We start from the raw sequence: 25,677 nt of genomic DNA on the forward strand, positions 1-25,677 counted from the left end.
GGATGTGCGTACGGGGGCGCGCGTGCCCGCTTTCTTCCAGGACCTAAGCCTTGAGTCCTGGTCCGCCCCGTCTGAGACCATGGAGGCGTGACAGAGATCCGGCGCGGCACGCTTCAGGAGCAGACCTTCTACGAGCAGGTCGGCGGGGAGGAGACCTTCCGCCGCCTCGTCCACCGCTTCTACCAGGGTGTGGCCGAGGACCCGCTGCTGCGGCCCATGTACCCGGAGGAGGACCTGGGCCCGGCCGAGGAGCGTCTGGCCCTCTTCCTCATGCAGTACTGGGGCGGCCCCACGACGTACAGCGACAACCGCGGCCACCCCCGGCTGCGCATGCGTCACGCGCCCTTCACGGTGAACCGCGAGGCGCACGACGCCTGGCTGAAGCACATGCGGGACGCCGTGGACGAGCTGGGTCTGTCCGAGGAGCACGAGCAGACGCTGTGGAAGTACCTGACGTACGCGGCGGCCTCGATGGTGAACACCCCGGACTGATCCGGACCGTCCGGACTGACCAGGTCCGACCGAAGCTGACATTCCGCGTCACGATCCGGTCAAGCTCGGTCAGTAGGCGCTTACCTGAATTGCCTTCCGTCTGAAAGCATCGCCCGCAGGTCTGGACAACTTCCAGGCGGCCACGGGGGGTCGGGGTGACGGTGTTCGGCGCGGTGACGAGGCTTGTCCTGCTGCGCGCCCGCGCGCACCGCCTGCTGCTGACCGCCGCGCTCCTCACGGTCCTGCTGACCACCGCGGTCCTCGCGACCCTCACCGCCTACTCGACGGCGATCGACGACGCGGCCCTGCGGCACTCCCTCCAGGACCCCCGCAACGCCGCCGACACCGCCCTGATCGTCAAGGCCGACGTGCCGCCCGAGGGGCGCAGCGCCGCCGACCGTGCCGTACGGGAGGGCGCTCAGCGCACCTTCGGCGGGCTGCCGGTCACCGTACGGACGCTGCTGCGCTCGGGCCCGTACGCCCTGCCGCGCTCCCTCCAGGCACCGGCCGAGCGCTCGGCCGACCCGGATCTGACCTACCTCGCGGCCCTGGACCCGACGCAGGTGCGGATCGTGGCGGGCCGGGCACCCGCGGCGGGCGCGCGGGCGGCCGGCGTCGAGGCCGCGCTCCCCCAGACCGCCGCCCGCGCCCTCGGTCTGAAGCCCGGCGCCCGGCTCACCCTCACCGACCGCCTCGGCGGCCCGAAGGTCCGCGTCACCCTCACCGGCCTGTACCGCCCTGTCGCCGCGGACGCCCCCTACTGGAAGCTGGACGATCTCGGCGGCCGCGGCATCAGGACGGTCGGCTTCACGACGTACGGTCCCCTGCTCGCCGCCCCCGACGTCATCACCGGCGGCACGGTGAGCGCCGGTCCCTCGGCGTGGATCGCGTCGGCCGACTTCTCGACGCTGACGACCGCCCGGATCGACGCGCTCGGCGAGAGCTCCACCGCCGGCGGCGCGGCCCTGCGCAAGCAGCCCGCGCTCAGCGGTACGACGGCCGCGGCCACCGCCCTGCCCGACGTCCTGGACCGGATCCAGCGCTCCCTGCTCGTCTCGCGTTCGACCCTGCTGATCATCGCGCTGCAACTGGCCCTGCTCGCCTCCTGCGCGCTGCTGCTCGTGGCCCGGCTGCTGAGCGCCGAACGCACCGGCGAGACACGGCTGTTGCGGGCGCGCGGTGCCTCCCGCACCCGGATCGCGGCGCTCGCCGCCCTGGAGGCGCTGTTCCTCGCGGTGCCCGCGGTGGTGTGCGCGCCGCTGCTGGCGGGACCGCTCACCCGGCTGCTGGCCGGGCACGGGTCGCTGGCCCGGATCGGGCTGCGTCTGGACGTGCCGGCCGGCGGGCGGCTCGGCGTCTGGCTGGTGGCCGCGGGCGTGGCCCTCGGCTGTGCGCTCGCGGTGACCCTGCCCGCCCTCACGGTCGAGGGCTTCCGCCCGCGCAGGTCCCGCGCGCTGCCCGCTCCGCTGCGCGCGGGCGCGGACCTGGGCCTGCTGGCGGTGGCCGGGGTGGCGTACTGGCAGCTCGGCCGGCAGACCACCGGCGCCGTCTCCGACGACACCACCGGCACGCTCGGCATCGACCCGTTGCTGGTGGCGGCCCCCGCGCTCGCGCTGCTCGCCGGCACGGTCCTGACCCTGCGGCTGCTGCCCCTGGTGGCGCGGCTCGCGGAGCGCCGGGCGGCCGGCGGGCGCGGGCTGACGGCGGCGCTGGCGGGCTGGCAGCTCAGCCGCCGCCCGATGCGTGGCGCGGGCCCGGTCCTGCTGCTGGTCCTCGCGGTCGCCCTCGGCATGCTGGCCATCGGCCAGGGCGCCTCCTGGGACCGCTCGCAGGACGACCAGGCCGACTTCGGCGCGGGCACCCAGGTCCGCGTCCAGGGCGCGGGCGACGCGGGCCTCGGCCGCACGGACTCCTACGCGGCCCTCCCGCACGTGCGGGAAGCCGCTCCGGCCGTCCGCACCGAACTCCCCCTCTCCGACAGCCGCACGGCGACCGTGCTGGCGCTGGACACCAAGCACGCGGCCGAAGGGGTGCTGCTGCGCCGGGACTTGGCGCCCGGGGCGGTGGGGCCGCTGGTGCGGGGGCTGGGGGGAGTGCCCGCGGCGGCCGGCGCCAAGGTGCCCGCGCACAGCTCCCGAGTGCGGCTGACGGCGACCCTGTTCAGCACGCCCCGCCAGGGCACGACGGCGGACGTGACGGCCACCCTGGAGGACGCGTACGGCACCCCGTACGAGATACCGGTGGGCGAACTGCCCTCCGACGGCCGCCCTCACGCCCTGGACCTGGGCGCCGCCACGGGCCCGCTCACGCTCATCGGGCTACAGCTGGTGCTGCCCCAGCCCGCGGGAGAGGCCGAGCAACACCGGTTGGTGCTCGGCGAGTTGACGGCCACCGGTGCCGATGGGACGACCCGGTCGGTGGCCCTGCCCGCCCGCTGGAAGGCCGGCGCGCACGGTGACGGACTGTCCGCCGCGCCGGGCGACTCCGCCAACCCGACCAAGCCGAAGGTGAGTTCGTCCGGACCTCCCACCGTCACGTACGGCACAGGGTATGTCCCGACCGCCGAGGCCTGGCTCGCCCCCGCGCTGACCGTGCGCGTCCAGGTCCCCCAACCGCAGTCGCCCGAGGTCACCGCCGTCGCCACCGACCGCTTCCTCGCCTCGGCGGGCGCGCGCACCGGGCAGCGCGTGGACCTGACGTTCGGCGGCCAGACCGTGTCCGCGATGATCGTGGACTCGGTACGGCAGTTGCCGACGACGAGCGACACGGACGGCGGCGCCCTGCTGGTCGATCTGCCGTCCGTGAACCGGGAGTTGGAGTCCCGGTACGGCATCGGCGTCACGCCCACGGAGTGGTGGCTGCGCACCGACACCGGCGGCTCGGGACAGGTCGCCGCGGCGCTGCGGGCGCAGCCGGACATGGACCCCGCGCAGGTCGTGGTGCGGGACGAGATGGCGGCGCAGTTGCGCGACGACCCGTTCGGCGCGGGCCCGGAGGCGGCGTTCGGCGCAGCGGCCGGGGTGGCGGCGGCGCTGGCCGCGGTCGGGTTCGCGGTGAGTGCGGCGGGGTCGCTGCGGGAGCGGGGCGCCGAACTCGCCGTGCTGCGCGCCCTGGGCGCCCCGCGCCGCCGGCTGGCCCGCATGATCGCCCTCGAACAGGGCGTCCTGGTGGCACTGGCCCTGATCGTGGGCACGGCGCTGGGCGCGGTACTGACCCGGGCGGTGATCCCGCTGATCGTGCTGACGGGTGAGGCGGCCCGACCGGTACCTGCGGTGCTGGTCGAACTGCCCGTCCCCCAGGTGGCGTTGCTGCTCGTCGCGGTGGCGGTGGCCCCGCTGCTGGTCACCGGGGCGCTTGCGCTGCGGCGGGCGGATCCGGTGGTGTCGTTGCGGGATTCGGGGGGTGAGTGAGATGGGCCGATTCATCGGCGGGCGGCTGCCGGCCCGTGCCGTCCGTACGCCGGTACTGGCCCCCTGGGTCCGTACCCGACTGCGTACCGCCCCGGGCGCCGCCTGCGCGCTGGCGCTGCTCGTCGCGCTGACCGCGTGCCTCGCCGCGGCCCTTCCCCGGGCGGTCGACCGGTACGAGGACGCCGGACTGCGGCATGCCGTCGAGCAGGCGCGTCCCGACAGCACCAGTGTGGACGTGTCCACCGACCAGCCCGACCCCCTCATGTCGCAGGGCATGCGGGAGGACGCGCTGCGCCCCGAACAGCTCGGCGCCCAGTACCGGAAGGTCCTCGACGCCGTCCCGCGCCCGCTCGCCGCCGACCCGGGCCAGTCGACGTACGGGGTGCGGACCGGCGCTCCGATGGAGGCGCCGGACGCCTTCCTGCCCCGGCCCAACGGTGTGCCCGCTCAGGTCACCCTCACCGCGCAGCACGACCTCGCAGGCCATGTCCGGTCGGTGACCGGCCGGCTGCCGCGCGCCTCGGAGCAGGTGACCACCACCACGGCCGAGGTGGAGGCCGCGGTCAGCGCCGAGACCGCCGAGCGCATGCACATCAAGGTCGGTTCGGTGCTCCACGTGCCCGGCGTGGAACGCGCCCCGCTCGCCGTACGCGTCACCGGCATCGTCACCCCGCGCGACCCGAACGGCGCCTACTGGGCCACCCGGCCCCTCCTGCGCACCCCCAGCCTGATCCTCCTGCCGGGCGCGGGCGCCGAGGGCGACCGGTACTGGCTCGGCGGCCTGCTGCTCGCCCCCGAGGCCGCCCCCGCACTGCTGGGCACACCCGGAAACCCGTTGCGCTACTGGCAGTTGGCGCCCGCGCCCGACGATCTGCACGCCTACGAACTCGACCGCCTGAAGTCCGCGATCGCCTCCCTGGAGGGCGGCCCGGCCCTGCGCGAGATGCGCACCCTCACCGACCCCACCACCGACGTGAGCACCGAGCTGGACGACGTCCTCGTCACCTACACCGACCTGCGCTCCGGCATCCGTCCGCTCGTCGCCGTGGCCGCGGTCGGCACGGGCACGGTCGCCCTGGTCGTCCTGCTGATGGCGGGCGGCCTCGCCGCCGACCGCCGCCGCTCCGAACTGCTCCTGCTGCGCGCCCGCGGCGGATCCCTGCGCGGAGTGTCGGGCCGCCTGCTCGCGGAGACGTCGATCGTGTCGCTGCCCGCCGGCGCCCTCGGCCTGGCGGTCGCGCTCCTCGCCCTCCCCGGCGGCCGGCTCTCCTACGCGATCGCCGCGGCGGCCGGCGCCACCGCCGTCGCCTGCACGGCCCTGCCGCTGCGCGCGGCGGCCGTCCACCGGGTGGTGCGGCTGCACGGCGCCCGCGAGGACGTGGCGTCCGTACGACCGTCCCGGCGCCGTACGGTCGCGGAGCTCACCCTGCTCGTCGTCACGCTGGGCGCGGTCGAGACCCTGCGCCGGAGGGGCACGTCCGGCGACGAACTCGCCTCCCTCGCACCGGTGTTGGTGGGTGTGGCCGCGGCGCTGGTCCTGGTCCGCCTCTACCCGCTCCCGCTGCGCGGCCTGGCCCGCCCGGCGGCCCGGCTGCGCGGCGCGGTGGGCCATCTGTCCCTGGCCCGCGCGGGCCGCACCTCCGCCTCCGCGGTCCTGCCCCTGCTGGCCCTCCTGACCGCCCTGACCACGGCGGCCTTCGGCGGCTCGGTCCTGGCGGGCGTGAGCGAGGCCCGCGACCAGGCCGCCCTCCTCACCGTCGGCGCCGACGCCCGCGTCGAGGGAAACCCCGCGCTGCCGTCGTCCCTGCCGGACCGCGTGCGCGCCCTGCCCGGGGTCCGGGAACTGACACCGGTGAGCATCAACTACCAGGCCAAGCCGAACGACGACAGGCAGTCGGTACCGGTGGTGGGCGTGGACCCGCGGAGCTACGCGGAGTTGACGTCACGGACGGGGCAAGGGGCTTTCGGAGCGGGGGAGTTGAGAACTACGGCGGGAGCTGACGCGGGTTCGGGATCGGGATCGGGCTCTGATACGGGTACGGGGTCCGGTACGGGTACGGGGTCGCAGTCGGACGTGCTGCCGGCGATCGCCTCGCCCACCGTCGCCGCCACCTACGGCACCCGCCCCTTCCCCGTCCGTCTGGAGGACGGCACCAGGGTCACCGTCCGCATCACGCTGGTCCGCGATCGCACGCCCGCCGTCACCAGTGCCGACTTCCTCGTGGTGGACCGGGCCGGCCTGAGCGCCGAGGCGGCCCGGCCGACCGTCCTGCTGCTGACCGGCGACCACCTCGACGGAGCCGCCCTGCGCCGGGTGGCGGGCGACGCGGGCGTCCTCCTGCGCTCCGAGGAACGGGCGGGGTACGTCGACTCGCCCCTGCAGTCCGGTGCCGAACGCGTGTACACGGCCGCGGTCGCCGCCGGCGCCGGTTACGCCGTACTCGCCCTCCTCCTCTCCCTCGTCCGCGCCGCCCCCGAACGCCGGGCCCTGTTGGCCCGCCTGCGCACCATGGGCCTGACCCGGGCGCAGGGCCGACGCCTGCTCGTCCTGGAGTCACTCCCCCAGGCGGTGCTCGCGGCGGCGGGCGGCGCGCTCACGGGCTGGGCGGCGATCCGGCTGCTCTCCCCCGGCATCGACCTCACGACCATCGCCCTGGCCTCCGCCCAAGTCCCGGCGGGCGCGGCCGAGTTGCACACGGACGCGGTGTCGCTCACGGTCCCGGCACTGGCGATCATCGCGGTGACGGTGGGAGTCGCGGGGGTGCAGGCGTGGTGGACGGGTCGGCGGGGGTCGGTGGCGGAACTGCGGGTGGGGGACGGCCGATGACCTGTGCGACCGGCGGAACCGAGGGTGCGGGACGGCCGATGGCCCGTGCGACTCACGAATTGCGGCACCGACGAGGCACCGTCCCAGGAGATCCCCGATGACCACGACGAACCCCACCCTCGCCGACCTGGCCCAGCGCGCCACCGCGCACCGCGACCGCCCCGCCTACGGCCACGACGCCCTGATCACCTGCGACCGGCTCGTCCGTATCTTCACCACGGACGGTATCGAGGTGCAGGCCCTCCAGGGTCTTGATCTCCTGGTCCGCGAGGGCGAGTTGATGGCGTTGGTGGGCGCGTCCGGCAGCGGCAAGTCCACGCTGATGAACATCCTCGCCGGCCTGGACACCCCCACCGCGGGAGCCGCCCGCGTGGCCGGCCACGACCTGCTCGCCATGACCGCCAAGGACCGCCTCGCCTACCGTCGCGACACCATCGGCTTCGTCTGGCAGCAGACCTCCCGCAATCTGCTCCCCTACCTCACCGCCGCCCAGAACGTCGCCCTGCCGATGCAGCTGACCGGTTCCCACGGCCGCCGCTCCCGCCGCGCCCACACCGAACGCGCCCTGGAACTCCTGGAGTTGCTCGGCATCGCCGAGTGCCGTGACCGCCGCCCGCACCAGATGTCCGGCGGCCAGCAGCAGCGCGTCGCGATCGGCGCGGCCCTCGCCAACAGCCCCTCGGTCCTGCTCGCCGACGAACCCACCGGCGAACTCGACTCGCACACCGCGGAACAGGTCTTCGCCGCCTTCCGCACGGCGAACGAGGCCCTGGGCACCACCATCGTCATCGTCACCCACGACCAGGCCGTCGCCGGCGAGGTCCGCCGCACGGTCGCCATCCGCGACGGCCGCACCTCCACGGAGGTCCTGCGCCGCAGCGAGGTCGACGAGACCACGGGCCACGAGACGGTGGTCGCCCGCGAGTACGCCATGCTCGACCGTGCGGGCCGCCTCCAGCTCCCCGCCGAGTACACCGAGGCCCTGGGCATGCGCGACCGCGTCGGCCTGGAACTGGAGCCGGACCACATCGCCGTATGGCCGGACGACAGTGACCGATAGATACCGGGCACGGCTCAGCGGACGCTGACGCCCAACGTCTCAAGTCCCGCCGTGCGTACGGCGATCGACCCATAGGCGGTACGCAGCCGCAGCCACGCGCCGGAGGAGAAGAGCCGCCACTCCCCCGAGGCGCCGGCGGGTCCGCGCAAGAAGCCGAGGGACTGGGCCGCGTGCAGGACTCGTACCGGAAGGCGGGTGTCGCCGACCGTCCGGGACCAGATCTCCCGCCCGATCCGGTCGAGTTCGGCCCGGGTACGCAGCTCCGGCGCCAACTCCTGCATGCGGGACCGGAATTCGGCGACCGCCGCGCCGACCAGCGCGCGCAGCGCGTCCGGTTCGGGGAGTCCCGGCACCGGCCGCCAGCCGCCGCGCGGCGGCAGGACTCCGGCCCACGGCGGCCCGGTCACCGCAGCCGGCACGCCGGCCGTGGCGGCCGACTCGTCGACGGACTCCAGGAGTTCACCGGCGGAGACGGTCACGTCCAGGGTGACGTCGAGACCGTTCTCGTAGGGCTTGCCGAGTCGTACCGCGCGGATCGCCAGTACCTCGAAGGACGGCGGTCGCCCGAAGACGGCGAGCGCCGTGCCGGCCGCCTGAAGGCGCACCGCTGCTCCACGGTCGTAGTGGAGCAGCCGGGAGAGGAAGGCCGCGAGGTCCGCCGCCTCCCCCTCGTCGGCGAGGTGCAGCACCGTCATGCGGCGACGGCCCCCTGCTCAGGGTCCGCGGCGGCCGCGTCGTCCGTGTACTCCCGCAGGAACTCCCGCTCCTCGGCGGTGAGTCGGCGCGGCCGCTGGGCCTCGAAGTCGAACGGCACGACCACCGTCGAGGCCCGTACGTAGACCAGGTCGTCGTCCTTCACCTCGTAGGTGATGGTGAAGGACGCGGCCTTGATCTGCGTGATCCACAGCTCGACGTCCACCGGGTGGTGCCGGTGGACGAGCTGCCGCTTGTAGTCGATCTCGTGGCGCGCCACCACCGACCCCTGCTGGAAGTCCTTTTCCGGGCGGAACAGGAAGTCGATACGGGCTTCCTCCAGGTAGCGGACGAAGACCGCGTTGTTGACATGGCCGTAGGCGTCCATGTCCGACCAGCGCAGTGGGCAGCGGTAGATGTGGCGCAAGATCGATCAGCCCCGGGTCAGCTTCTTGTAGGTGGCGCGGTGCGGCCGCGCGGCGTCCGGTCCGAGCCGCTCGACCTTGTTCTTCTCGTACGACTCGAAGTTGCCCTCGAACCAGAACCACTTGGAGTCGCCCTCGTAGGCGAGGATGTGCGTCGCCACCCGGTCCAGGAACCACCGGTCGTGGGAGACGACCACGGCGCAGCCGGGGAACTCGAGGAGCGCGTTCTCCAGGGAGCCGAGGGTCTCGACGTCGAGGTCGTTGGTCGGCTCGTCGAGGAGCAGCAGGTTGCCGCCGAGCTTGAGGGTGAGCGCGAGGTTGAGGCGGTTGCGCTCACCGCCGGAGAGGACGCCGGCGGGCTTCTGCTGGTCGGGACCCTTGAAGCCGAACGCGGAGACGTACGCCCGCGAGGGCATCTCCACATGGCCGACGTTGATGTAGTCGAGCTCGTCGGAGACGACGGCCCACAGCGTCTTCTTGGGGTCGATGTTCTCGCGGCTCTGGTCGACGTAGCTGATCTTGACGGTCTCGCCGACCTTGATCGAACCGGAGTCCGGCTCCTCCAGGCCCTGGATCATCTTGAACAGGGTGGTCTTGCCGGCGCCGTTGGGACCGATGACCCCGACGATGCCGTTGCGCGGGAGGGTGAAGCTGAGGTTGTCGATGAGGACCTTGTCGCCGAAGGCCTTGCCGAGGTTGTTGACCTCGACGACGACACTGCCCAGGCGCGGGCCCGGCGGGATCTGGATCTCCTCGAAGTCCAGCTTCCGCATCTTGTCGGCCTCGGCGGCCATCTCCTCGTAACGCGCCAGGCGCGCCTTGGACTTGGCCTGACGCCCCTTGGCGTTGGACCGCACCCACTCCAGCTCGTCCTTCAGACGCTTCTGCCGCTTGGCGTCCTTGGCTCCCTCGACCTTGAGGCGGGTGGCCTTGGTCTCCAGGTACTTGGAGTAGTTGCCCTCGTAACCGTGCAGACGGCCGCGGTCGACCTCGCAGATCCAGCCGGCCACGTTGTCCAGGAAGTACCTGTCGTGGGTCACGGCCACGACGGTGCCGGCGTACTTGGCGAGGTGCTGCTCCAGCCAGTTCACCGACTCGGCGTCGAGGTGGTTGGTGGGCTCGTCGAGGAGCAGCAGGTCGGGCGCCTCGAGCAGCAGCTTGCAGAGCGCGACGCGGCGCTTCTCACCACCGGAGAGGTTGGCCACGGGCCAGTCGCCGGGCGGGCAGCCCAGCGCGTCCATGGCCTGCTCCAGCTGAGCGTCGAGGTCCCAGGCGTTGGCGTGGTCCAGCTCCTCCTGGAGCTTGCCCATCTCGTCGAGCAGCGCGTCGGAGTAGTCGGTCGCCATCAGCTCGGCGATCTCGTTGAACCGGTCGAGCTTGCCCTTGACCTCGGCGACACCCTCCTGGACGTTCTCCAGGACGTTCTTCTCCTCGTTCAACGGCGGCTCCTGAAGCAGGATGCCGACGGTGTAACCGGGAGACAGGAACGCGTCACCGTTCGACGGCTGCTCCAGCCCGGCCATGATCTTGAGGACGGTGGACTTACCGGCGCCGTTCGGGCCGACGACGCCGATCTTCGCCCCAGGGAGGAAGCTCAGGGTGACGTCGTCGAGAATCACCTTGTCGCCGTGCGCCTTGCGCGCCTTGCGCATGGTGTAAATGAACTCAGCCAAGAGAAACCGTCCGGCAGCTTGAAATCTGGCAGTGGGCAGATACACCCCATCTTGCCCGAGGTCCACCCTTGGGTGTTAACCCGTTTGGTCGGGGGGCTGTGACCTGGGGGTTCTCCTGCGCACTCGGAAAGCCGTTCGCAGCAGGCAAGATCAGTTCCCTGCCGCGGGCCACGCGAGCAGGGCCAGTTCCGCGGTTTCGGTCAGCTCCGTCGCCGTGGCCCCGTCGCGGGCGCGTTGCGACATGCCCTGGATGACCGCGGCGAAGTACGCGGACAGCGCGCGGGGGTCGGCCGCGTCGGACAGTTCGCCGACCGCTTGTGCCCTGCGCAGTCGGGCCTCGAAGACTCCCAGGTTCCCGTTGCGCAGGTCTCGTAGGAATGCCTCGACCTCGGCGTCCTGCGGGGTGACGTTGGTGGCCGCGCTGATCGTCAGGCATCCGGCCGGGTGGGCCGGGTCGGGATAGATGACCGCCGCCTCGCGCAGGATGCGGGTGAAGGCGCCGCGGGCGGTGGGTTCCTCTTCGAGGGCGACGCCCATGAAGGCACCCACGGGTGAGCGCCCGTAACTGTGCACCACCTCCCTGAACAGTGACTTCTTGTCCCCGAAGGCCGCGTACAGGCTGCCGGGCCTGATGCCCATCGCCTCCGTCAGCTCGCCGATGGAGGTGGCCTCGTAGCCGCGTTCCCAGAACAGACGGGTGGCCGCTGTCAGTGCCGTGGCACGGTCGAACGCCCTCGGCCGCCCTCGCTTGGCGTGTGTGTCAGTCACCCCTCCATTTTAGAGCGCTCGCTCAAGAAGGCGTGTTACCTTTTTTGAGCAATCACTCAACAAATCGGGGAGTGGCCAACAGCCATGGGCACACGCACACTTGCGGGCACACGCGCACTTGAGGGAAAGACCGCACTGGTCACCGGCGGCAGCCGCGGCATCGGCCGGGCCATCGCGCAACGCCTCGGCCGGGACGGCGCCACCGTCGCCGTCGCCTACGCGCGCGACGAGACAGCCGCGGACGAGGTCGTCGAACGCATCCGCAAGGACGGCGGCCGGGCCTTCACCCTGCACGCCGAGCTGGGACGGCACGGTGACGCGACCTCCCTGTGGGCCGCCTACGACGCCCAGATCGAGGCCTACACACCCGGCGGGGGCATCGACATCATCGTCAACAACGCCGGCATCGGCCGCAGCTCCGCCCTGGCGTCCCTGACCGAGGACGCCTTCGACGAGGTCTTCGCCGTGAACGTCCGCGCACCGTTCTTCATCGTGCAGCAGGGGCTGGAACGGCTGCGCGACGGAGGGCGGATCATCAACATCTCCAGCGGCGCGGCCCACCTCGCGATGCCGGAGATCATCGCCTACGGCGCCACCAAGGGCGCGCTCGACACCTTCACCCTCAACCTCGCCAAGGAACTGGGCCCCCGAGGCATCACCGCCAACTCGGTGGCGCCCGGCATCATCGACACGGACGTCAACGCGAGCTGGCTGCGCGGCAATCCGCAGGCCGAAGCCCACGCGGCGTCCCTGGCCGCGCTGGGCCGGGTCGGCCGGCCGGAGGACGTGGCCGACGTCGTGGCGTTCCTCGCCTCCGACGACGCACGCTGGGTGACCGGCCGGGTGATCGACGCGACGGGCGGCTCCGGACTGTGAGCCGCCCTCCGCTGCGAACTGCCCTCTGCCGTGAGCTACCGTCCACTGCGAACTGCCCTCAGCGGTGAGTCGCTGTCCGCTGCGAGCCGCCCTCCGCCGTGACCGTCACCCCTCCGCGGACATCTCCTTCTTGCGGACCAGCACCAGCACCGCCCCGCCGATCACGACCAGCCCGATGGCGACGCCCGCGATCAGCGGGGTCACGGTGGAGCTGCCCGTCGCGGCGAGGTTGGTGTCGTCCGCGACGCCTCCCACCGTGGCCGGGCTGGGCTCGCTGAGGGTCTGGACCGCTTCGCCGCCCGCGCTGCCCTGCGTCTTGCAGTCGAGGACCCCGGTGAAGCGCTGCGCGAAGCCGTTCGGCCCGGTGATCGTGAAGTCGTACGTCTGGTCCTCCTGCAACGGGACCGTCACCGTCTGCGACTCCCCCGCCGGGATGCTGTACTCGGCGCCCATCAGCGCGAAAGTGAACGCCTCGTCGCCCTGGTTGGCCGCGGTGAGGTCCAGGCCGCCCTTGGCGCAGTTCTTCGCCGCGGACAGTGCCGGTATGGCTCCCTGGCTCGCCCAGCTCGCGCTCGCCGTCGCCGAGACCGTCGACTCGCTGGAGCCGGCCAGGATCTGCGTCTGGCTCCGGCTCTCGGAGGCGAAGGCACGGCCGACCGGCACCGTCGTCGAGGCCTGCACGGTCAGCTCCGCCGAGCCGGCGGTGGTGTCTTCGGGCACGTCGAAGAAGACCTGGCTGCCGTCCAGCGCGGACGTGATCGGCTTGCCGTCCTTGCCGACGATCCGCACCCCGCTGATGGCGGCGTCCGCCGGCGGCGTCAGCGTCACACCGGCCGCGTTCGTGTGCACGGTCACCGGTCCGAGCAGCTCGCCGGGGTGGCCGGAGACGGCGGCCGGGTCGAGGGTGAGGGAGGCCTTGGGCTCCTTCAGACCGGACGCGCTCTTCTGCAGGTAGTCCGCGAGCCGCTCGGCCTGCGGGTCGACCGCGTCGACGTCGGCCCCGTCCGAGTAACGCCAGATGGCCACCTGGGTGCCGGCCGCCGCGTCCTGCTCGGTCAGGCCCTGGACACCCGCCCTGGCGGCGAGCGCCGCGAGGTCGTTGACCTGCGGGTAGGAGTTCTGCAGGATCCAACGGATCTTGCCGGCGTCCTTGTTGGCGGCCAGCGAGGTGCCGCTCCAGGCGGTCTCGTGGTACTTCGCGTCCCGCTGCGTGGGGTTGTGGATGTCGACGCAGTACGTCTGCAGGGTGCCGCCGCCGTCCACGGACATCTCGAACAGCCCCGCCGAGACCTCCTGGTCGCCGCCGGCGTCGTGGATCACGGCCGTGCCGTACGTCTTCAGGGCGCCTATGGTCGCGGTCGCCCCGCCCTGACCCTGCGTCGTCTCCTCGGCGGCCGCCGATCCGGCCGCGGCCAGCACACCCGCGGCGACGAGTCCGGACACGAGAGTGGCGGCGGCCAGCCGGGCCGCGCCCCGCCTGCACACGGACAGCACAGAGAACGAAGAAAGCACCAAATTCCCCTTCGAGCAGGACCCGTTGACGTGGGGGGTGTGGTCCCACCAGCAGAATCAGAAGCCCCGAGAGATATCACCGGCATCCTAGGGACGCGGCACACCACGCCTCCCGGTCATACCGTCGGACAAACGATCCGACTCGGAATCGTTATCGCCAGGACCGCGCCCGAGCAGGGCTTATCGACAAATCCACCGGCCCGCACCAGGCCGCACCGGGCGCATTCGCCGATAAGCCGCAGTCCGGTCAGCTCGGGGCACTGTCCACCATCACGTCACCGCCACAGGTTCCGGCTCCTGTGGGGACAAGTCCGCCTCCGAACCGCCCGGCGGTGTCTCCCAGTTGGGCTCCGGCTGCGCGGACGCGGCGGCCGATCCCGGCTCCTGCTTGTTCGCCCGCCGGAAGGCCGACGTACCGCGTGCGAGGTCGTGCCCGATGGCCACCGCGTCCAGGTCCGCCGAGGTCCAGCTCTGTCCCTCGCGCACGTCCGTGCGCACCTTCAGCCGGCCCTGCACGATGACGGGGTCGCCCACACTGAGCGACGCCGCCACGTTCGTCGCGAGCTGCCGGTTGGCCCACACCGTGAAGAAGTTGGTGTGCCCGTCCGTCCACGTGTTCTTCTCGCGATCCAGATAGCGCGCGGTCACCGCGAGCCGGAACCGCGCGGACGGTCCCGACGCCAGCTCCCGGTACACCGGCTGCGTCGCCACGTTCCCCACGGCACAGATGATCGTCTCGTTCATCACGAACCCCTCCCTCGCCCGGCCGCGGAGGCCGGGCGGACATGCCTACGGGCCCGTCCCGTACGGCTGCGTCTGTGTCTTTCGCCGCCGCGGCGATCACGTCCGTCGCGATCGCCGCACCGCCAGACTGCCTCCGTCGGGCCGAGCCCGCTGAGCCCTGTGGACCACCCTCCGCCTGTGGAAAACTCCGTCACCCGGACGAGTGATCCACCGTCATGACTCCATTCACCCGGCCCCCTTGGCCGGCCGGGTCCACCCCGACCAGCCCTCGCTCGTCACCGCGCCACCGGGTCACCGGCGTCACCGCGTGCCCGCCGCCGCCCCCACCCCCGCGACCCGTCCGAACTGCTCCCGTACCTCCCGGTACCGCAGCAGCTCCGCCGCCACCGGATCCAGCACCCGAGCCCGCCCGCACCCGGCGGCCGCTTCCCTCAACCGCCGTTCCGCGTCCGTCCCGTACCGCCGCGCGGGACCCCGTGCCGCCATCCGGCAGCTCCACTCGACGAGGGGCCCGCCGATGATCCCGGCCACCATGAGCAGCACCGGCACCCCGAGGTTCGGTGCCATGAAGCCGATGATCTGGCCCAGCAGCCACAGCCCGCCCACGACCTGAAGGATCGTCATAGCGGCCTGGGTCAGCACCGCCCCGGGCCACCAGCCCGGCCTGGGCGGGCGCCCAGGTGGCAGTCCGGCCCGCGCCGCCAGCTCGTCGAGCGCCTCGGGCAACCCCTGCGAGCCCCGTACGGCCGCCTCGCGCACCGCCTGCGCCCACGGCGCGGGCAGCCCGGCCGAGGCCCGGTCGGCCAGCGTGCGGACCGCCTGTTCGACGCGCTGGCGGGCCGTGGCCTCCTCGTCCTCCTGCGTGCGCAACGGGAGCCGCCCCGTGGGGGTTTCGTACCGGTCCTGGTACCAGCGCCACAGCCGCAGCCAGGGCGTCCCGCACGCGCGGTTGGCGTTGCGCAGCCACGCGCGCTCGGCGGCCTCGCCCGCCGCGGTGGCGCCCACGGCGTCCGCGAGCCGCGCGGCGAACTCGTCGCGTGCCTCCTCACTGAGGCCGGTGCGGCGCCGAGTGGCGTAGACGGACCGCAGCCCCGTCGCGGCGGCGTCCAGGTCGGCCGAGATACGGCGCGCCGGGGCGCCGCGCTCCGCGACGAACTGGCCGAGCGCCTCGCGCAGTTCGCCGATGCCGTCCCCGGTGAGGGCGGACAAGGCGAGCACGGTCGCGCCCGGTTCGCCGTACTCGCCGAGCGCGATCCCGTCCTCGTCGAGGAGCCGTCGTAGGTCGTCCAGGACCTGCTCGGTGGCCTCGCCGGGCAGCCGATCGGTCTGGTTGAGGACGACGAACATGACCTCCGCGTGGCCCGCCATGGGCCGCAGATAGCGCTCGTGCAACATGGCGTCCGCGTACTTCTCGGGGTCGACGACCCAGATGACCGCGTCGACGAGCGCCAGGACGCGGTCCACCTGCTCCCGGTGCTGGACGGCCGCCGAGTCGTGGTCGGGCAGGTCCACCAGGACGAGCCCGCGCAGCTGCGCCTCCGCCTCGGCGCTCTGCAACGGCCGCCGCCGCAGCCGGGGCGGGATGCCGAGCCGCTCGATGAGTCCCGCGGCCCCGTCGCTCCAACTGCACGCGATGGGGGCCGCGGTGGTGGGCCGGCGTACGCCGGTCTCCGAGATCGCCACTCCGGCGAGGGCGTTGAACAGCTGCGACTTGCCGCTGCCGGTCGCTCCCGCGATGGCCACGACGGTGTGCTGCCCGGACAGCCGGCGGCGCGCGGCCGCCTCGTCCAGCACCCGCCCGGCCTCGGCGAGGGTCCGGCTGTCGAGCCGGGTCCGCGAGAGCCCCACCAGTTCCCGCAACGCGTCGAGCCGCGACCGCAGATGGCCGTCGTAGGCGAGCGGCGCGGCCATCGCCTGCGCGCTGGGCCCCCTGGTCTCCACCACGGGCGGCACGTACCCGGGCGCGACGGTGCCGTCCTCGGCCACGCGGCGTGCGATCAGCCCGTCGTCCCAGACACTCGTGGCTTCCGCGGCCGCGGAGTCCGTACGAGTGTGGGTGTCGTCGTCTTTACGTCCGCTGCCGGCGTCGGCGTCATCGCGCGCATGCGTGCCGTCCTCGTCGCCCTCTCCGAGGGGATGTGCGTCCGAAGTGCCCTCTACAGGGGAGTCGTTTTCGGATGCGTCCCCTACAGGGAGGCCTTTTTCGGAAACGCCCTCTTCAAGGGGACCCTTTTCCGGATGCCCGTCCGCGGCCTCTGCCTCCCCCGCCTGATCAGCGTGTTCCGTCCGATCGGCGTGATCCGTGTGGTCCTGGTCAGTGATGGCGGTCACCGGTCACCTCTCCTTCTGCAGTACGGACAGCGCGGCGATGAGTTCGGCCTGGGGTTCGGGGTGTACGTCGAGTGCGTCGAGGGGCGCGAGGCGGCGCTCGCGCTCCGTGTGGAGCACGCGGTCCACGTACTCGGTGAGCAGCCGCCCGCCCCGGTCGCGCAGCCGCAGCGCCCCGTGCGCGCCGATCCGCTCGGCGAGCCCCTCACCGGCCGAACGCGCCCGGCGCCCGCCCAGGAGCGCGGTGGCGACCAGTACGGCGACCACCTCGGGGTCCGGCGCGACGGTGCGGTCGAGGTCGCGCACCTCCTCCTCGGCGTACTCCTCCACCTCGCGCCGCCAGCGCCGTACCGCCATCCCGATGCGGTGCTCGGCGCTCTCCAGGGAGGGGTCGCGGTCGGTGAGACCGGGGGCGCCCGCCGCGGGTTCGCGCCGCCAGGTCTCGTCCACGCGCTCGTCCGCGGCGGTGACGGCGCACAGCAGGAGGGCTGCCAGGCTCTCCATGAGGGCGTCGAGGAGTTCGCCGGCGGAGCAGTCGACCGGGAACGCGCGCCAGCGCTTCAGCGCGTCGCCCGCGAGCACGGCGCCGGCCTGCAACCGCCCTCGTACGCGCGCGTGCTCGCTGTCGTAGGCCGCGTCGACGGCGGAGGTGAGCCGGAGGGCGGCCGCGTACTGCGCGGCGGCGGCGCTGGCCAGTTCGGGCATCCGGGACTTGAGCGAGTCGAGGACGCCGTACGCGGTGCGGGCCAGGGTGTGCTGCCGATTGACGGGGTCCTGCACCTGGTGGATGAGCCAGTTGCGCAGCGAGGCGACGGCGGTGGCCGGCAGCAGCCCGCCGCCCCAGGCCGACTCGGGGAGTTCGGGCACGGTGAAGCGGGGCACGTCACCGAGGCCGGCCTTGGTGAGCAGCGCCGCGTACTGCCGGGACACCTCGGAGGCGACCTGGTGCGGCACGCGGTCCAGGACCGTCACGAGGGCGGCGTCGTACTCCTTGGCGGTGCGCAGCAGATGCCAGGGGACGGCGTCGGCATAGCGGGCGGCCGTGGTCACCATCACCCAGATGTCGGCGGAGCAGATGAGCTCGGCGGCCAGGACGCGGTTGTCGGCGACCAGGGAGTCGATGTCGGGGGCGTCGAGGAGGGCGAGGCCGCGCGGGAGGGTCTCGGCGGTCTCGACGCGCAGCACGCGCGCGGGGTTCTCACCCGGGAGCAGCAGGTCGTCCCCGGGCTCCTGATGGGGCACCCACACGCGCGTGAGGTCGGGCAGCACGCGCATCCCGCTGAACCAGTGATGGTCCTCCGGGTGGCACACCAGCACCGGTGTGCGCGTGGTCGGCCGCAGGACGCCCGCCTCGCTGACCCGCCTGCCCACAAGGGAGTTGACGAGGGTCGACTTGCCGGCGCCGGTGGAACCGCCCACCACGGCCAGCAAGGGCGCTTCGGGCTCTCGCAACCGGGGCACCAGATAGTCGTCGAGCTGTGCGAGCAGTTCGTCGCGGTTGGCACGCGCGCGTGGAGCCCCCGCCAGGGGCAGCGGGAAGCGTGCGGCGGCGACACGGTCGCGCAGGGCGGAGAGTGCGTCGAGCAGCTGAGGCCGTACGTCCAAGGTCACCACATGTGAAGAATGCCCAATTTTAGGGGAATTCTGAAGCATATGAGCATGTCTGCGCGCCGACCGGACACAAGGGATGGAAGGGATGACTGGGACGCGGCCACAGTCCAGGCATAACGAGTGCACAACACCCGGGGCGTGAGCGGCCAAAAGCGATGCACGATTCGTACCTGCCTGCGATTATCAGGACCGCTTCACTGAACCTCCACATCGAGCCACGGAGGCGAAGCAACAGGGACAAGGACGCGGGAGCCCTATCCTTGTCCCCGGCAACGTCACGGATCAGCCCACACCCGGGCAGCACCAGACACGAGGCCACCACACCGGCCCCCGTAGCTCAGTGGATAGAGCAGGCGCCTTCTAAGCGCTTGGCCGCAGGTTCGAGTCCTGCCGGGGGCGCACCGTCTCCGCCCTCCTTCGGGAGGGCGTTTTTGCTGTTCGGAGTGGATGCAGCGGCGCGCGAACGTTGGGCCCCGTCCAGGAGGGGCTCATGACCGTCGAGCATCGGTGGCTGGTGGACGAGACTCCCTGGCCCGATCAGGCCACGCTGGCCTACGGCGAGATGGTGGAACTGACGACGCCACACCCACCGATTCCGGAACTGGTCCGGCTCGGGCCGGAGATCGTGGGCAGTCGCGGTGTGATCGTCGCGTGCCTCATCGAGCAGGACGAGCGTGTGGCCACGTCGAACCGCTGGCGGACGACCTGCCTGGAGCCGCCGAAGGGCTACATCGTGCAGGTCGGCGAGTACTCCCACTGCGTGCTCCCGCAGCAGACCGAGGTCCTCTGATTCAGCGGGAGCCTGCCTACGGTCACTGCCGAATGCCGGCGGTGACCCAACGCGCACCAACCGATCTTTGGCGCCCTCGTTCTCGTGAAGTCGCCGCACGAACTCCGGTCCGGTCCCGTCGAGGCCGAGGCGCTGAAGGTTCGACTCGACGATCTGCGCCGGGCGAGGACCCGGCTCGCTGATGAGGTGCTCGTAGTCGACGACCGCATCCCCACACCCTCCGCAGGCATCCCTTGGAGGATCACCGCCATTTCCTCCCCCCTCCCCCCGGGGGGCTTCCTCAGCCGTTGTCCGGCAGGGGTGTTGGGGGTTCCGGACGCGTCCACACCGGGTCGTGCGGATCCGGCCGACCGTGAAGACGGCTCGGCACGGGTCCCGGGACGGCCAGCCGCCTGCGTGCGACTCCGGCGAAGGACTGACGACGGCCCTCGACCAAGTCCCGCAGCTCGAACCAGCGTTCCTGCGTGGACGTCTCCCGAACGAGGGCCAGATGCGTTCGCCAGATCTGCTCGTCGATCGCATGAGCCGCGTGGGCGACGTCGTAGTCGGCAACGAGACTCACCATGGCCAAAGCGTCGTTCCACGGCCGCCAGTTGATAGCCGTGAGGGCGCCATCCGGCTCGCCCACTGGTCGCCCTCTCGTCTCCTGAGACAGTTGGCTCAGAGCAACCAGGATCGCGGCGGACTCCCGCAGCACCTGAGCGCAGGCATCCGTCTGCCGTTCCCACGACCGCTGCCCTCGTTGCGCCCTGCTACTCACCATGGAGCCGGCGAAAACGCCCAGCAGAGTTGTCAGTACGGCACCGCCCGTGGTCGCGATGAAACTCCAGTCGGTACTCACGGCTCACAGTCTCAGCTCTCCGCCCAGCCTCCGGAAGCCACTTGGCTGCCCATGCTGCCGCCGAAGAACGCGCTGCTCCTCCTCCGTCTCAGCCCAACTGCTCCGCCAGCCCCACGATGATGCCCTCCGGCCCCCGGACGTAGCAGAGCAGATAGATGTCCTCGAACCGGGCGATCTCGCCGAGGAGTTCGGCGCCGTGCGGGCGCAGGCGGGCAACCGTGTCCTCAAGGTCGTCGACGGCGAACATGACGCGGTGCGTGCCGAGGATGTTGTGCGGCCGGTTGCGCGGCCCGTCGCTGGTCGCCTTGGGGCTGCGGTACTTCGCCAGTTCGAGCTTGCTGTGACCGTCCGGGGTCCGGACCATCGCGATCTCGCAGTGGACGCCGTCGAGTCCGGTGCACTGGTCGGCGAAGGGGCCCTGGACCTCTCCCCTGCCCTCCAGCTCCATACCGAGTTCCAGGAAGAACGCGACGGCGGCGTCCATGTCCTCGACGACGATGCCTACGTTGTCCATCCGCTGAATCGCCATGACGGCTTCTCCTTCTTCCTCGTACGGCCGGTGGTGGCCGCTGATGTCCCTGGGACGGAGCCGGTGTCACGTTCTCGACATCCGCGGACGGCCCAACTCAGAAAATCTGGATCGGACCGCGCCTCACGTGAGATTCATCCGGATGCACCGCCCACCGCAGGGCCGGCCCCGCCGCCCGAAGAAGCGTCACTGCACCGCCGCCTCAGGCTCCCCCGCCGCCGACGGATGGACGTATCGGCCCTCGTTGAACGGCGTGAACCAGGCCTTGAACGCCACGGGCACACCTCCGGGCGCGGCCCCCGCCACAGCTCCGCCGATCCCATCAACCCCCTCGGCCGCGTCGACCCCCTGGATCCCCTGGATCGCTCCGATCCCCCCGATCCCGTCCATCGAGTCGTCGTAGAGCCACTCGTGGCCCATGTCCTCGTAGACGTTGCCGGCGAACGCTTCGAGAGCGGCCGATACGTCGTCGTCGAGGAGGCCGTACAGCTCCAGGGTCGTGGTCGCCTGGCTGAGGAGGAAGCGGAGGGCGAGTTCCTCGGCGACGCAGCTGAGCCGCTGGAAGCTGCCGTCGGTGAAGCGGGTGGTCATGGCGATCACCGTGACCAGGAAGCGCCGGGAGAAGCGGGCGTCGTAGTTGAGCGCGTACCGGTCGGGAAGTCGCTCCAGGTGCCACAGCGGACCCTCACACTCCGCGACGGTCGCCTCCTCCTGCGTCAGCACCTGTACGTCCTCGAACAGCTCGTCCACGAGGAAGTCGATCGCGTAGACCAGCGCACCGGCGGCCAGACGCGCGCTGGCCGGTGGGACCCCGGTGCCGCCGCCGTCGCCCCCTGCCCCCTCGCCCTCTTTCTCCGCGTCCTCGCCCTCCCCCTGCCCCTCGTCCTCGATCACGCCGAACGCGGCCGGCGAGAACGACCGCAGCTGGTCCGCCAGCTCCAGCATCTGCCGTCGTACGGCCGCCGTTTTCGCCTCGGCGTCGTAGCCCCCGTCGGTGCTCTCGGTCGTCGGGCCGCCGGTGTGGCGGGCCTTGCGGGCGGCGGGGTCGTCGGGCGGGGCGTCCGGGCCCTCCGCCGCGTCGAGGCTCTGTCTGGCCAGGTCAGGGTGGAGTTCGACCTCGCAGCGGTCGATCGTCCAGTCGGCCAACAGCTCGGAGCGTTCCAGCAGTTCGTCGACCAGCGCCTGCACCGATTCCTCGGCGAGTTCCAGGGCCGGGGCGTCCACGACGACCTTCAGCAGGGCGCCGCCCGGGTGGACGGCGACGATGGTGTCGAGGACGTCGACCTCCACGCCGTCGGGTCCCTCCACGGCCCGTACAGAGTCGAATCCGTCCTCGATGAGCGCCACGGCGCCGGCGCGTTGGAGCGGGTCCATCTCCGGAGTGCCCTCCGGGATGCAGGTGTCCACAGTCACTACGTACGTCACGGGCCCGAGCCTGTCAGGCGGGAGCCGTCGAGCGCGAGGGAACGGGCCCGTCGACACCGAGGTTTTGGACGGAGGCCATCGCATCCACACCGTGTCCGACCTGCGCGGCACGCCGTCGGCCGGACTGCCGGCGGACGGGATCGAGCCAGGACCGGAGTACCGTGGGCCTACCGAGCGCACCTCGCACGCCGTCACCGTTTCGGCGTCGCCCTCGGGGAACGGCAAGGCGGCCGGAGCCATCGCGACCGGTCGGAAATGAGCCGCCCCACATGAACCCGAGCCTGCTGTCTCTCGGAGTACTCGCCTCCTCGCACAAGGAGAACGAGTTCCGGCTGCCGCTGCACCCCCGCCATCTCGACCGGATCGCTCCGGACATAAGAGAGCGCATCTTCCTCGAACAGGGCTACGGCGAACGCTTCGGCGTGGCCGACGACGCGCTGCGCCCCCTCGTGGCCGGCCTGCGCTCCCGTGAGCGGCTGCTCGCCGACTGTGACGTCGTGATGCTGCCCAAACCGATGCACGACGACGTCGCCGAACTGCACGAGGGCCAGACGCTGTGGGGATGGCCGCACTGCGTGCAGGACGAGAAGATGACGCAGCTCGCCATCGACCGACGGCTGACCCTGATCGCCTGGGAGGCCATGAACCACTGGACCTCCACCGGCGCCTTCAGCGTCCACGTGTTCCACAAGAACAACGAACTCGCGGGCTACTGCTCGGTGTTGCACGCCCTTCAGCTCGGCGGGCTGACCGGGAGCTACGGGCGTCGGCTGCGCGCGGTGGTCATCAGTTTCGGCGCCACGGCGCGCGGCGCGGTCACGGGCCTGGGCGCCATGGGCGTCTCCGACGTCACTGTGCTCACGCAGCGGGCCGCCGCGGCCGTCGCCTCACCGATGCCGTCGGTCGTCATGGGCCACTTCGAGGAGCAGGAGGACGATCCGTCGCGGTTGCAGGCGGTCACCGGGCTCGGCCCCGTGCCGCTCGCGCAGTACCTCGCCGGGTTCGACATCGTCGTCAACTGCGTCCTCCAGGACACCGACGCGCCCCTCATGTTCGTCAACGACGAGGAACTCGCCCTGTTCCAGCCGGGCACCTTCTTCATCGACGTCTCCTGCGACGAGGGCATGGGCTTCGCCTGGGCCCGCCCGACCACGTTCGGCGAGCCGATGCACACGGTGGGACCGGGCTGCCACTACTACGCCGTGGACCACAGTCCGTCCCACCTCTGGAACTCCGCCAGCTGGGAGATCAGCGAGGCGCTCCTCCCCTACCTCGGCAAGGTCATGAGCGGCCCTGCCGCCTGGGACGCCGACGTCACCCTCAAGAAGGCCATCGAGATCCGCGACGGCGTCATCCAGAACCCGAAGATCCTCTCGTTCCAGCACCGCTCGGCCACGTACCCGCACGCACCCTTGCCGCCTACTGAGGTGACTGAGCCGGCCCGGACGGCTGAGGCGACTGCACCGGCTGCGACTGCTGCGGGGACTCCGAATACTCCATCGCCCCCTCCTCCTTCATCGCCTTCGCCTCGCTCTTGAGGATCCGCATCGACTTGCCCAGCCCGCGCGCCGCGTCCGGCAGCTTCTTCGAGCCGAACAGCAGGATGAACAGGATCGCCACGACCAGCAGGTGCCAGGGTTCCAGTCCGTTACGGAGCATGTCGTACGCCCTCTCTCATCCCCCGCGCTCTATTGCAGTCTTGCGCAACTGTACAACCCTGAGCCAGGAGCCGATCCCCCGCACCCTCACTCGTCGGAGTCCCGCCGACCGCTCGCCGCCGCATAAGCCTGCGCCGGCGTCATCGCCACCCCGTTGAGACTGACCGTCTTGTACGGGCTGACCTTGGCGCAGGTCTTGGACTGGTCGGCGGTGGAGGCGTGGGCGTTGGAGACCGCGGCGGCGGTGTCGGCCGGGGCCGGCGAGGACGTACCCCCCGGGTAGTCGCTCCCGCTCGGCCAGTCGCCGCCGATCACCAGGGTCAGCCCCGTCCCGGTGCCCTGCTCCAGATGTGAGGTGGGCAGGCCCAGGGACTTGGCGACCGTGCGGGCCTCGCCCTTCTGGCCGGTGCCGTAGGTGAGCGTGGTCGTCGTCGCGGGGCTCGGCGCGTTGGCCGTGGTCGTGGCCGGGCTGAAGCCCTGGTCCGTGAGGGCGGTCGCGACGGTGGAGGCGCGGCCGGTGATCTGGGTGCCGTTCTCCACGGTCACCGCGATCTGGGCGGCGGGCACCGCCTGGACCGTGGCCGAGGGCTTCGCGGTCGTCGCGGCCGCTGCGGACTTCTTGCCGGAACCGTCGGTCAGCGGCTGGTCGCCCGCGATGGTGGAGAAGAGCGTCCTGGCGCCCGCGCCCACCACGACACGGTTCTCGTCGGCCGGGTCGGGGGCCGTCTGCATGGTCGTGAACGTCATCCGCTTGGTGGGGACCTTGTTCACGTCGGCCGCGAGCGAGATCAGCTTCTTGACGGTGCCGAGCCCGTCGTCCACGGTCAGCGCCTTGGTGGCGGCGTCCGCGAGACCGTAGACCGCGGTCGGGTCCGTCAGCGTGCCCGCGCTCTTGAACTTGCGGATCATCGCACTGAGGAAGATGTGCTGGGAGACGGTCCGCCCGAGGTCGCTGCCGTCGCCGAAGCCGTGCCGGGAGCGGACGAACTGCAGCGCCGCCTCGCCCTTGAGGGTGTGGGTGCCCTTGGAGAGCTTGAGGTGCGAGTAGGTGTCGTAGACGTTGCTGCTGACGCACACGGGGACGCCGCCCACCGCGTCCGACATCTTGACGACCCCCGAGAAGTCAAGTTTGACGAAGTGGTCGATGGGGATGCCGGTGAGCTGGTGGATCGTGGCCACCTGGCAGGCCGGACCGTACTGGAGAGCGCTGTTGATCTGGCCGTAGTACCCGGCGGTGGACGTGCCGTTCGCGGTGTCCTTGCAGGCCGGGACGTTCGTCATGGTGTCGCGCGGGATGCTCATGATGGTCGCGTTGGAGCGGTCGGCGGCTATGTGCACCACCATCTGTACGTCCGCGTTCCCGCTGCCGCTCTGCACGCCGGTCTGCGAACAGCCGCCGCCCAGCTTGCAGTCGGCGGCACTGGTCCGCCCGTCCGAGCCCATCACCAGGATGTTGATCGGCGTACGCCCGAAGGCGTCGGCCTTCTCCGAGCCGCCCTTGCCGTCGAGCGCGACGCTGTTGATGTTGCCGTTCAGGTGCTCGTAGAACCACCAGCCGGCCCCGGCCGTGGCGATCACCAGCACGGCCAGACACAGTCCTACGGTCCTCAGGATCCGCCTGCCGCGCCGCACCGGACGCGCCCTGCGCGCCCCCCTGCCACCGCGCGCGCGGGCGGCCTCCCGCGCCGCCGCCCGACCGCCGCCCACCGGTCGCGCTCCGGCGGACCTCCCCGGCTCTCCGGCGGACCTTCGCGGCTCTCCGTCGGACCTCCGCGCGCCGCCACCCGATCTCCCCGTCCCCCCGGACGACTTCGCGTGCTGCCCGGGCACCCGGTCACCACGGCTGCGGGTGGCCTGGCCGCCCCTGCCGTCCCACGGGTCGCTCATCTCCCACTCCCCTGAACGGTTCGGGCCCGAGCAGGGGCTCCTTGGGTTGCGTAGTTGCGCAATCTAACAAACCCCTGGCCGGTTCAGGACAGGCTCCCGCCCGATTCACAGGTGAGGGATCTCAAGGG

General features: G+C 71.8%; 20 protein-coding genes, 1 tRNA gene and 1 pseudogene. 9 read left to right on the forward strand and 13 right to left on the reverse strand.

Annotated elements, in window-relative coordinates:
- Positions 1-87 precede the first annotated feature (87 nt).
- The 4 genes from ACIP6U_RS23990 to ACIP6U_RS24005 all read left to right on the forward strand — a co-directional run bounded on the left by ACIP6U_RS23990 (position 88) and on the right by ACIP6U_RS24005 (position 7,789).
- Entirely contained in the window at positions 88-492 is a 405-nt protein-coding gene (locus ACIP6U_RS23990) for a globin (protein ID WP_401721249.1), read from the forward strand.
- Positions 493-665: 173 nt separating this feature from the next.
- Entirely contained in the window at positions 666-3,902 is a 3,237-nt protein-coding gene (locus ACIP6U_RS23995; protein WP_401721252.1) for an FtsX-like permease family protein, read from the forward strand.
- Between the two features lies 1 nt (position 3,903).
- Positions 3,904-6,729: an FtsX-like permease family protein gene (locus tag ACIP6U_RS24000; protein WP_401721255.1), complete on the forward strand. Its 2,826-nt coding sequence runs from the start codon at positions 3,904-3,906 to the stop codon at positions 6,727-6,729.
- Positions 6,730-6,826: 97 nt separating this feature from the next.
- Positions 6,827-7,789, forward strand: coding sequence for an ABC transporter ATP-binding protein (locus ACIP6U_RS24005; RefSeq protein ID WP_401721257.1), 963 nt, complete (start codon positions 6,827-6,829; stop codon positions 7,787-7,789).
- A 14-nt stretch (positions 7,790-7,803) separates the two neighbouring features.
- Here the strand turns inward: ACIP6U_RS24005 and ACIP6U_RS24010 are convergent, their stop codons facing one another.
- The 4 genes from ACIP6U_RS24010 to ACIP6U_RS24025 all read right to left on the reverse strand — a co-directional run bounded on the left by ACIP6U_RS24010 (position 7,804) and on the right by ACIP6U_RS24025 (position 11,348).
- Positions 7,804-8,484 carry a hypothetical protein gene (locus ACIP6U_RS24010; RefSeq protein ID WP_401721260.1) on the reverse strand — a complete coding sequence of 227 codons (681 nt, stop codon included), beginning with the start codon at positions 8,482-8,484 and terminating at the stop codon, positions 7,804-7,806.
- Positions 8,481-8,909 (reverse strand): acyl-CoA thioesterase, encoded by a 429-nt coding sequence (locus tag ACIP6U_RS24015; protein WP_401721262.1) that lies wholly within the window; start codon positions 8,907-8,909, stop codon positions 8,481-8,483. The genes ACIP6U_RS24010 and ACIP6U_RS24015 overlap by 4 nt, the downstream gene beginning before the upstream one ends.
- Before the next feature lie 6 nt (positions 8,910-8,915).
- A complete protein-coding gene (gene ettA, locus ACIP6U_RS24020) occupies positions 8,916-10,580 on the reverse strand; it encodes an energy-dependent translational throttle protein EttA (RefSeq protein WP_401721264.1) in 1,665 nt (554 codons plus the stop codon).
- Between the two features lie 150 nt (positions 10,581-10,730).
- Complete coding sequence (locus ACIP6U_RS24025) at positions 10,731-11,348, reverse strand: TetR/AcrR family transcriptional regulator (RefSeq protein ID WP_401721267.1); 618 nt, start codon at positions 11,346-11,348, stop codon at positions 10,731-10,733.
- Between the two features lie 84 nt (positions 11,349-11,432).
- On the opposite strand from ACIP6U_RS24025, the gene ACIP6U_RS24030 reads away from it, so the two are divergent.
- Positions 11,433-12,224 carry a glucose 1-dehydrogenase gene (locus ACIP6U_RS24030; RefSeq protein ID WP_401721269.1) on the forward strand — a complete coding sequence of 264 codons (792 nt, stop codon included), beginning with the start codon at positions 11,433-11,435 and terminating at the stop codon, positions 12,222-12,224.
- Positions 12,225-12,329: 105 nt separating this feature from the next.
- On the opposite strand, the gene ACIP6U_RS24035 is transcribed toward ACIP6U_RS24030, so the two are convergent.
- The 4 genes from ACIP6U_RS24035 to ACIP6U_RS24050 form a co-directional block, all read right to left on the reverse strand.
- Entirely contained in the window at positions 12,330-13,736 is a 1,407-nt protein-coding gene (locus ACIP6U_RS24035) for a Cys-Gln thioester bond-forming surface protein (protein WP_401721272.1), read from the reverse strand.
- 270 nt (positions 13,737-14,006) lie between these two features.
- The gene (locus ACIP6U_RS24040) at positions 14,007-14,480 is read right to left on the reverse strand and encodes a single-stranded DNA-binding protein (RefSeq protein WP_401721274.1); all 474 of its coding nucleotides are present in this window, start codon (positions 14,478-14,480) and stop codon (positions 14,007-14,009) included.
- A gap of 300 nt (positions 14,481-14,780) precedes the next feature.
- On the reverse strand, positions 14,781-16,811 hold the full coding sequence (locus ACIP6U_RS24045; protein WP_401721277.1) for a GTP-binding protein: 2,031 nt from the start codon (positions 16,809-16,811) through the stop codon (positions 14,781-14,783).
- Between the two features lie 3 nt (positions 16,812-16,814).
- Positions 16,815-18,422 (reverse strand): dynamin family protein, encoded by a 1,608-nt coding sequence (locus tag ACIP6U_RS24050; RefSeq protein ID WP_401721280.1) that lies wholly within the window; start codon positions 18,420-18,422, stop codon positions 16,815-16,817.
- 323 nt (positions 18,423-18,745) lie between these two features.
- On the opposite strand from ACIP6U_RS24050, the gene ACIP6U_RS24055 reads away from it, so the two are divergent.
- Positions 18,746-18,818 (forward strand) — tRNA-Arg (locus ACIP6U_RS24055).
- 91 nt (positions 18,819-18,909) lie between these two features.
- Positions 18,910-19,209, forward strand: coding sequence for a hypothetical protein (locus ACIP6U_RS24060; RefSeq protein WP_401721283.1), 300 nt, complete (start codon positions 18,910-18,912; stop codon positions 19,207-19,209).
- Positions 19,210-19,489: 280 nt separating this feature from the next.
- On the opposite strand, the gene ACIP6U_RS24065 is transcribed toward ACIP6U_RS24060, so the two are convergent.
- The 3 genes from ACIP6U_RS24065 to ACIP6U_RS24075 all read right to left on the reverse strand — a co-directional run bounded on the left by ACIP6U_RS24065 (position 19,490) and on the right by ACIP6U_RS24075 (position 22,004).
- Positions 19,490-19,774: a hypothetical protein gene (locus ACIP6U_RS24065; protein WP_401721510.1), complete on the reverse strand. Its 285-nt coding sequence runs from the start codon at positions 19,772-19,774 to the stop codon at positions 19,490-19,492.
- 364 nt (positions 19,775-20,138) lie between these two features.
- Positions 20,139-20,579, reverse strand: a complete 441-nt coding sequence (locus ACIP6U_RS24070; RefSeq protein ID WP_401721286.1) for a VOC family protein — start codon at positions 20,577-20,579, stop codon at positions 20,139-20,141.
- Between the two features lie 186 nt (positions 20,580-20,765).
- Complete coding sequence (locus ACIP6U_RS24075) at positions 20,766-22,004, reverse strand: hypothetical protein (RefSeq protein ID WP_401721289.1); 1,239 nt, start codon at positions 22,002-22,004, stop codon at positions 20,766-20,768.
- A gap of 91 nt (positions 22,005-22,095) precedes the next feature.
- Between ACIP6U_RS24075 and ACIP6U_RS24080 the strand changes: the two genes are divergently transcribed.
- Both ACIP6U_RS24080 and ACIP6U_RS24085 read left to right on the forward strand, forming a co-directional pair.
- Complete coding sequence (locus ACIP6U_RS24080) at positions 22,096-22,263, forward strand: hypothetical protein (protein ID WP_401721291.1); 168 nt, start codon at positions 22,096-22,098, stop codon at positions 22,261-22,263.
- A gap of 10 nt (positions 22,264-22,273) precedes the next feature.
- Positions 22,274-23,416 (forward strand): annotated as a pseudogene (locus ACIP6U_RS24085) (N(5)-(carboxyethyl)ornithine synthase); the annotation flags it as partial.
- 7 nt (positions 23,417-23,423) lie between these two features.
- On the opposite strand, the gene tatA reads toward ACIP6U_RS24085, so the two are convergent.
- A complete protein-coding gene (gene tatA / locus ACIP6U_RS24090) occupies positions 23,424-23,663 on the reverse strand; it encodes a Sec-independent protein translocase subunit TatA (protein ID WP_401721294.1) in 240 nt (79 codons plus the stop codon).
- An 86-nt stretch (positions 23,664-23,749) separates the two neighbouring features.
- Positions 23,750-25,549, reverse strand: coding sequence for an LCP family protein (locus tag ACIP6U_RS24095; protein WP_401721297.1), 1,800 nt, complete (start codon positions 25,547-25,549; stop codon positions 23,750-23,752).
- Positions 25,550-25,677: the final 128 nt, after the last annotated feature.

It is taken from the genome of Streptomyces sp. NPDC088794 (assembly GCF_044750545.1).
Lineage (GTDB): Bacteria > Actinomycetota > Actinomycetes > Streptomycetales > Streptomycetaceae > Streptomyces.

What these genes read in the sequence shown, in the direction of transcription:
- ACIP6U_RS24065 (WP_401721510.1), bottom strand. Translation starts at nt 19,774, where the DNA reads ATGGTGAGTCTCGTTGCCGACTACGACGTCGCCCACGCGGCTCATGCG.
- tatA (WP_401721294.1), bottom strand. Translation starts at nt 23,663, where the DNA reads ATGCTCCGTAACGGACTGGAACCCTGGCACCTGCTGGTCGTGGCGATC.
- ACIP6U_RS24070 (WP_401721286.1), bottom strand. Translation starts at nt 20,579, where the DNA reads ATGGCGATTCAGCGGATGGACAACGTAGGCATCGTCGTCGAGGACATG.
- ACIP6U_RS24030 (WP_401721269.1), top strand. Translation starts at nt 11,433, where the DNA reads ATGGGCACACGCACACTTGCGGGCACACGCGCACTTGAGGGAAAGACC.
- ACIP6U_RS24095 (WP_401721297.1), bottom strand. Translation starts at nt 25,549, where the DNA reads ATGAGCGACCCGTGGGACGGCAGGGGCGGCCAGGCCACCCGCAGCCGT.
- ACIP6U_RS24060 (WP_401721283.1), top strand. Translation starts at nt 18,910, where the DNA reads ATGACCGTCGAGCATCGGTGGCTGGTGGACGAGACTCCCTGGCCCGAT.
- ACIP6U_RS24010 (WP_401721260.1), bottom strand. Translation starts at nt 8,484, where the DNA reads ATGACGGTGCTGCACCTCGCCGACGAGGGGGAGGCGGCGGACCTCGCG.
- ACIP6U_RS24000 (WP_401721255.1), top strand. Translation starts at nt 3,904, where the DNA reads ATGGGCCGATTCATCGGCGGGCGGCTGCCGGCCCGTGCCGTCCGTACG.
- ACIP6U_RS24005 (WP_401721257.1), top strand. Translation starts at nt 6,827, where the DNA reads ATGACCACGACGAACCCCACCCTCGCCGACCTGGCCCAGCGCGCCACC.
- ACIP6U_RS24040 (WP_401721274.1), bottom strand. Translation starts at nt 14,480, where the DNA reads ATGAACGAGACGATCATCTGTGCCGTGGGGAACGTGGCGACGCAGCCG.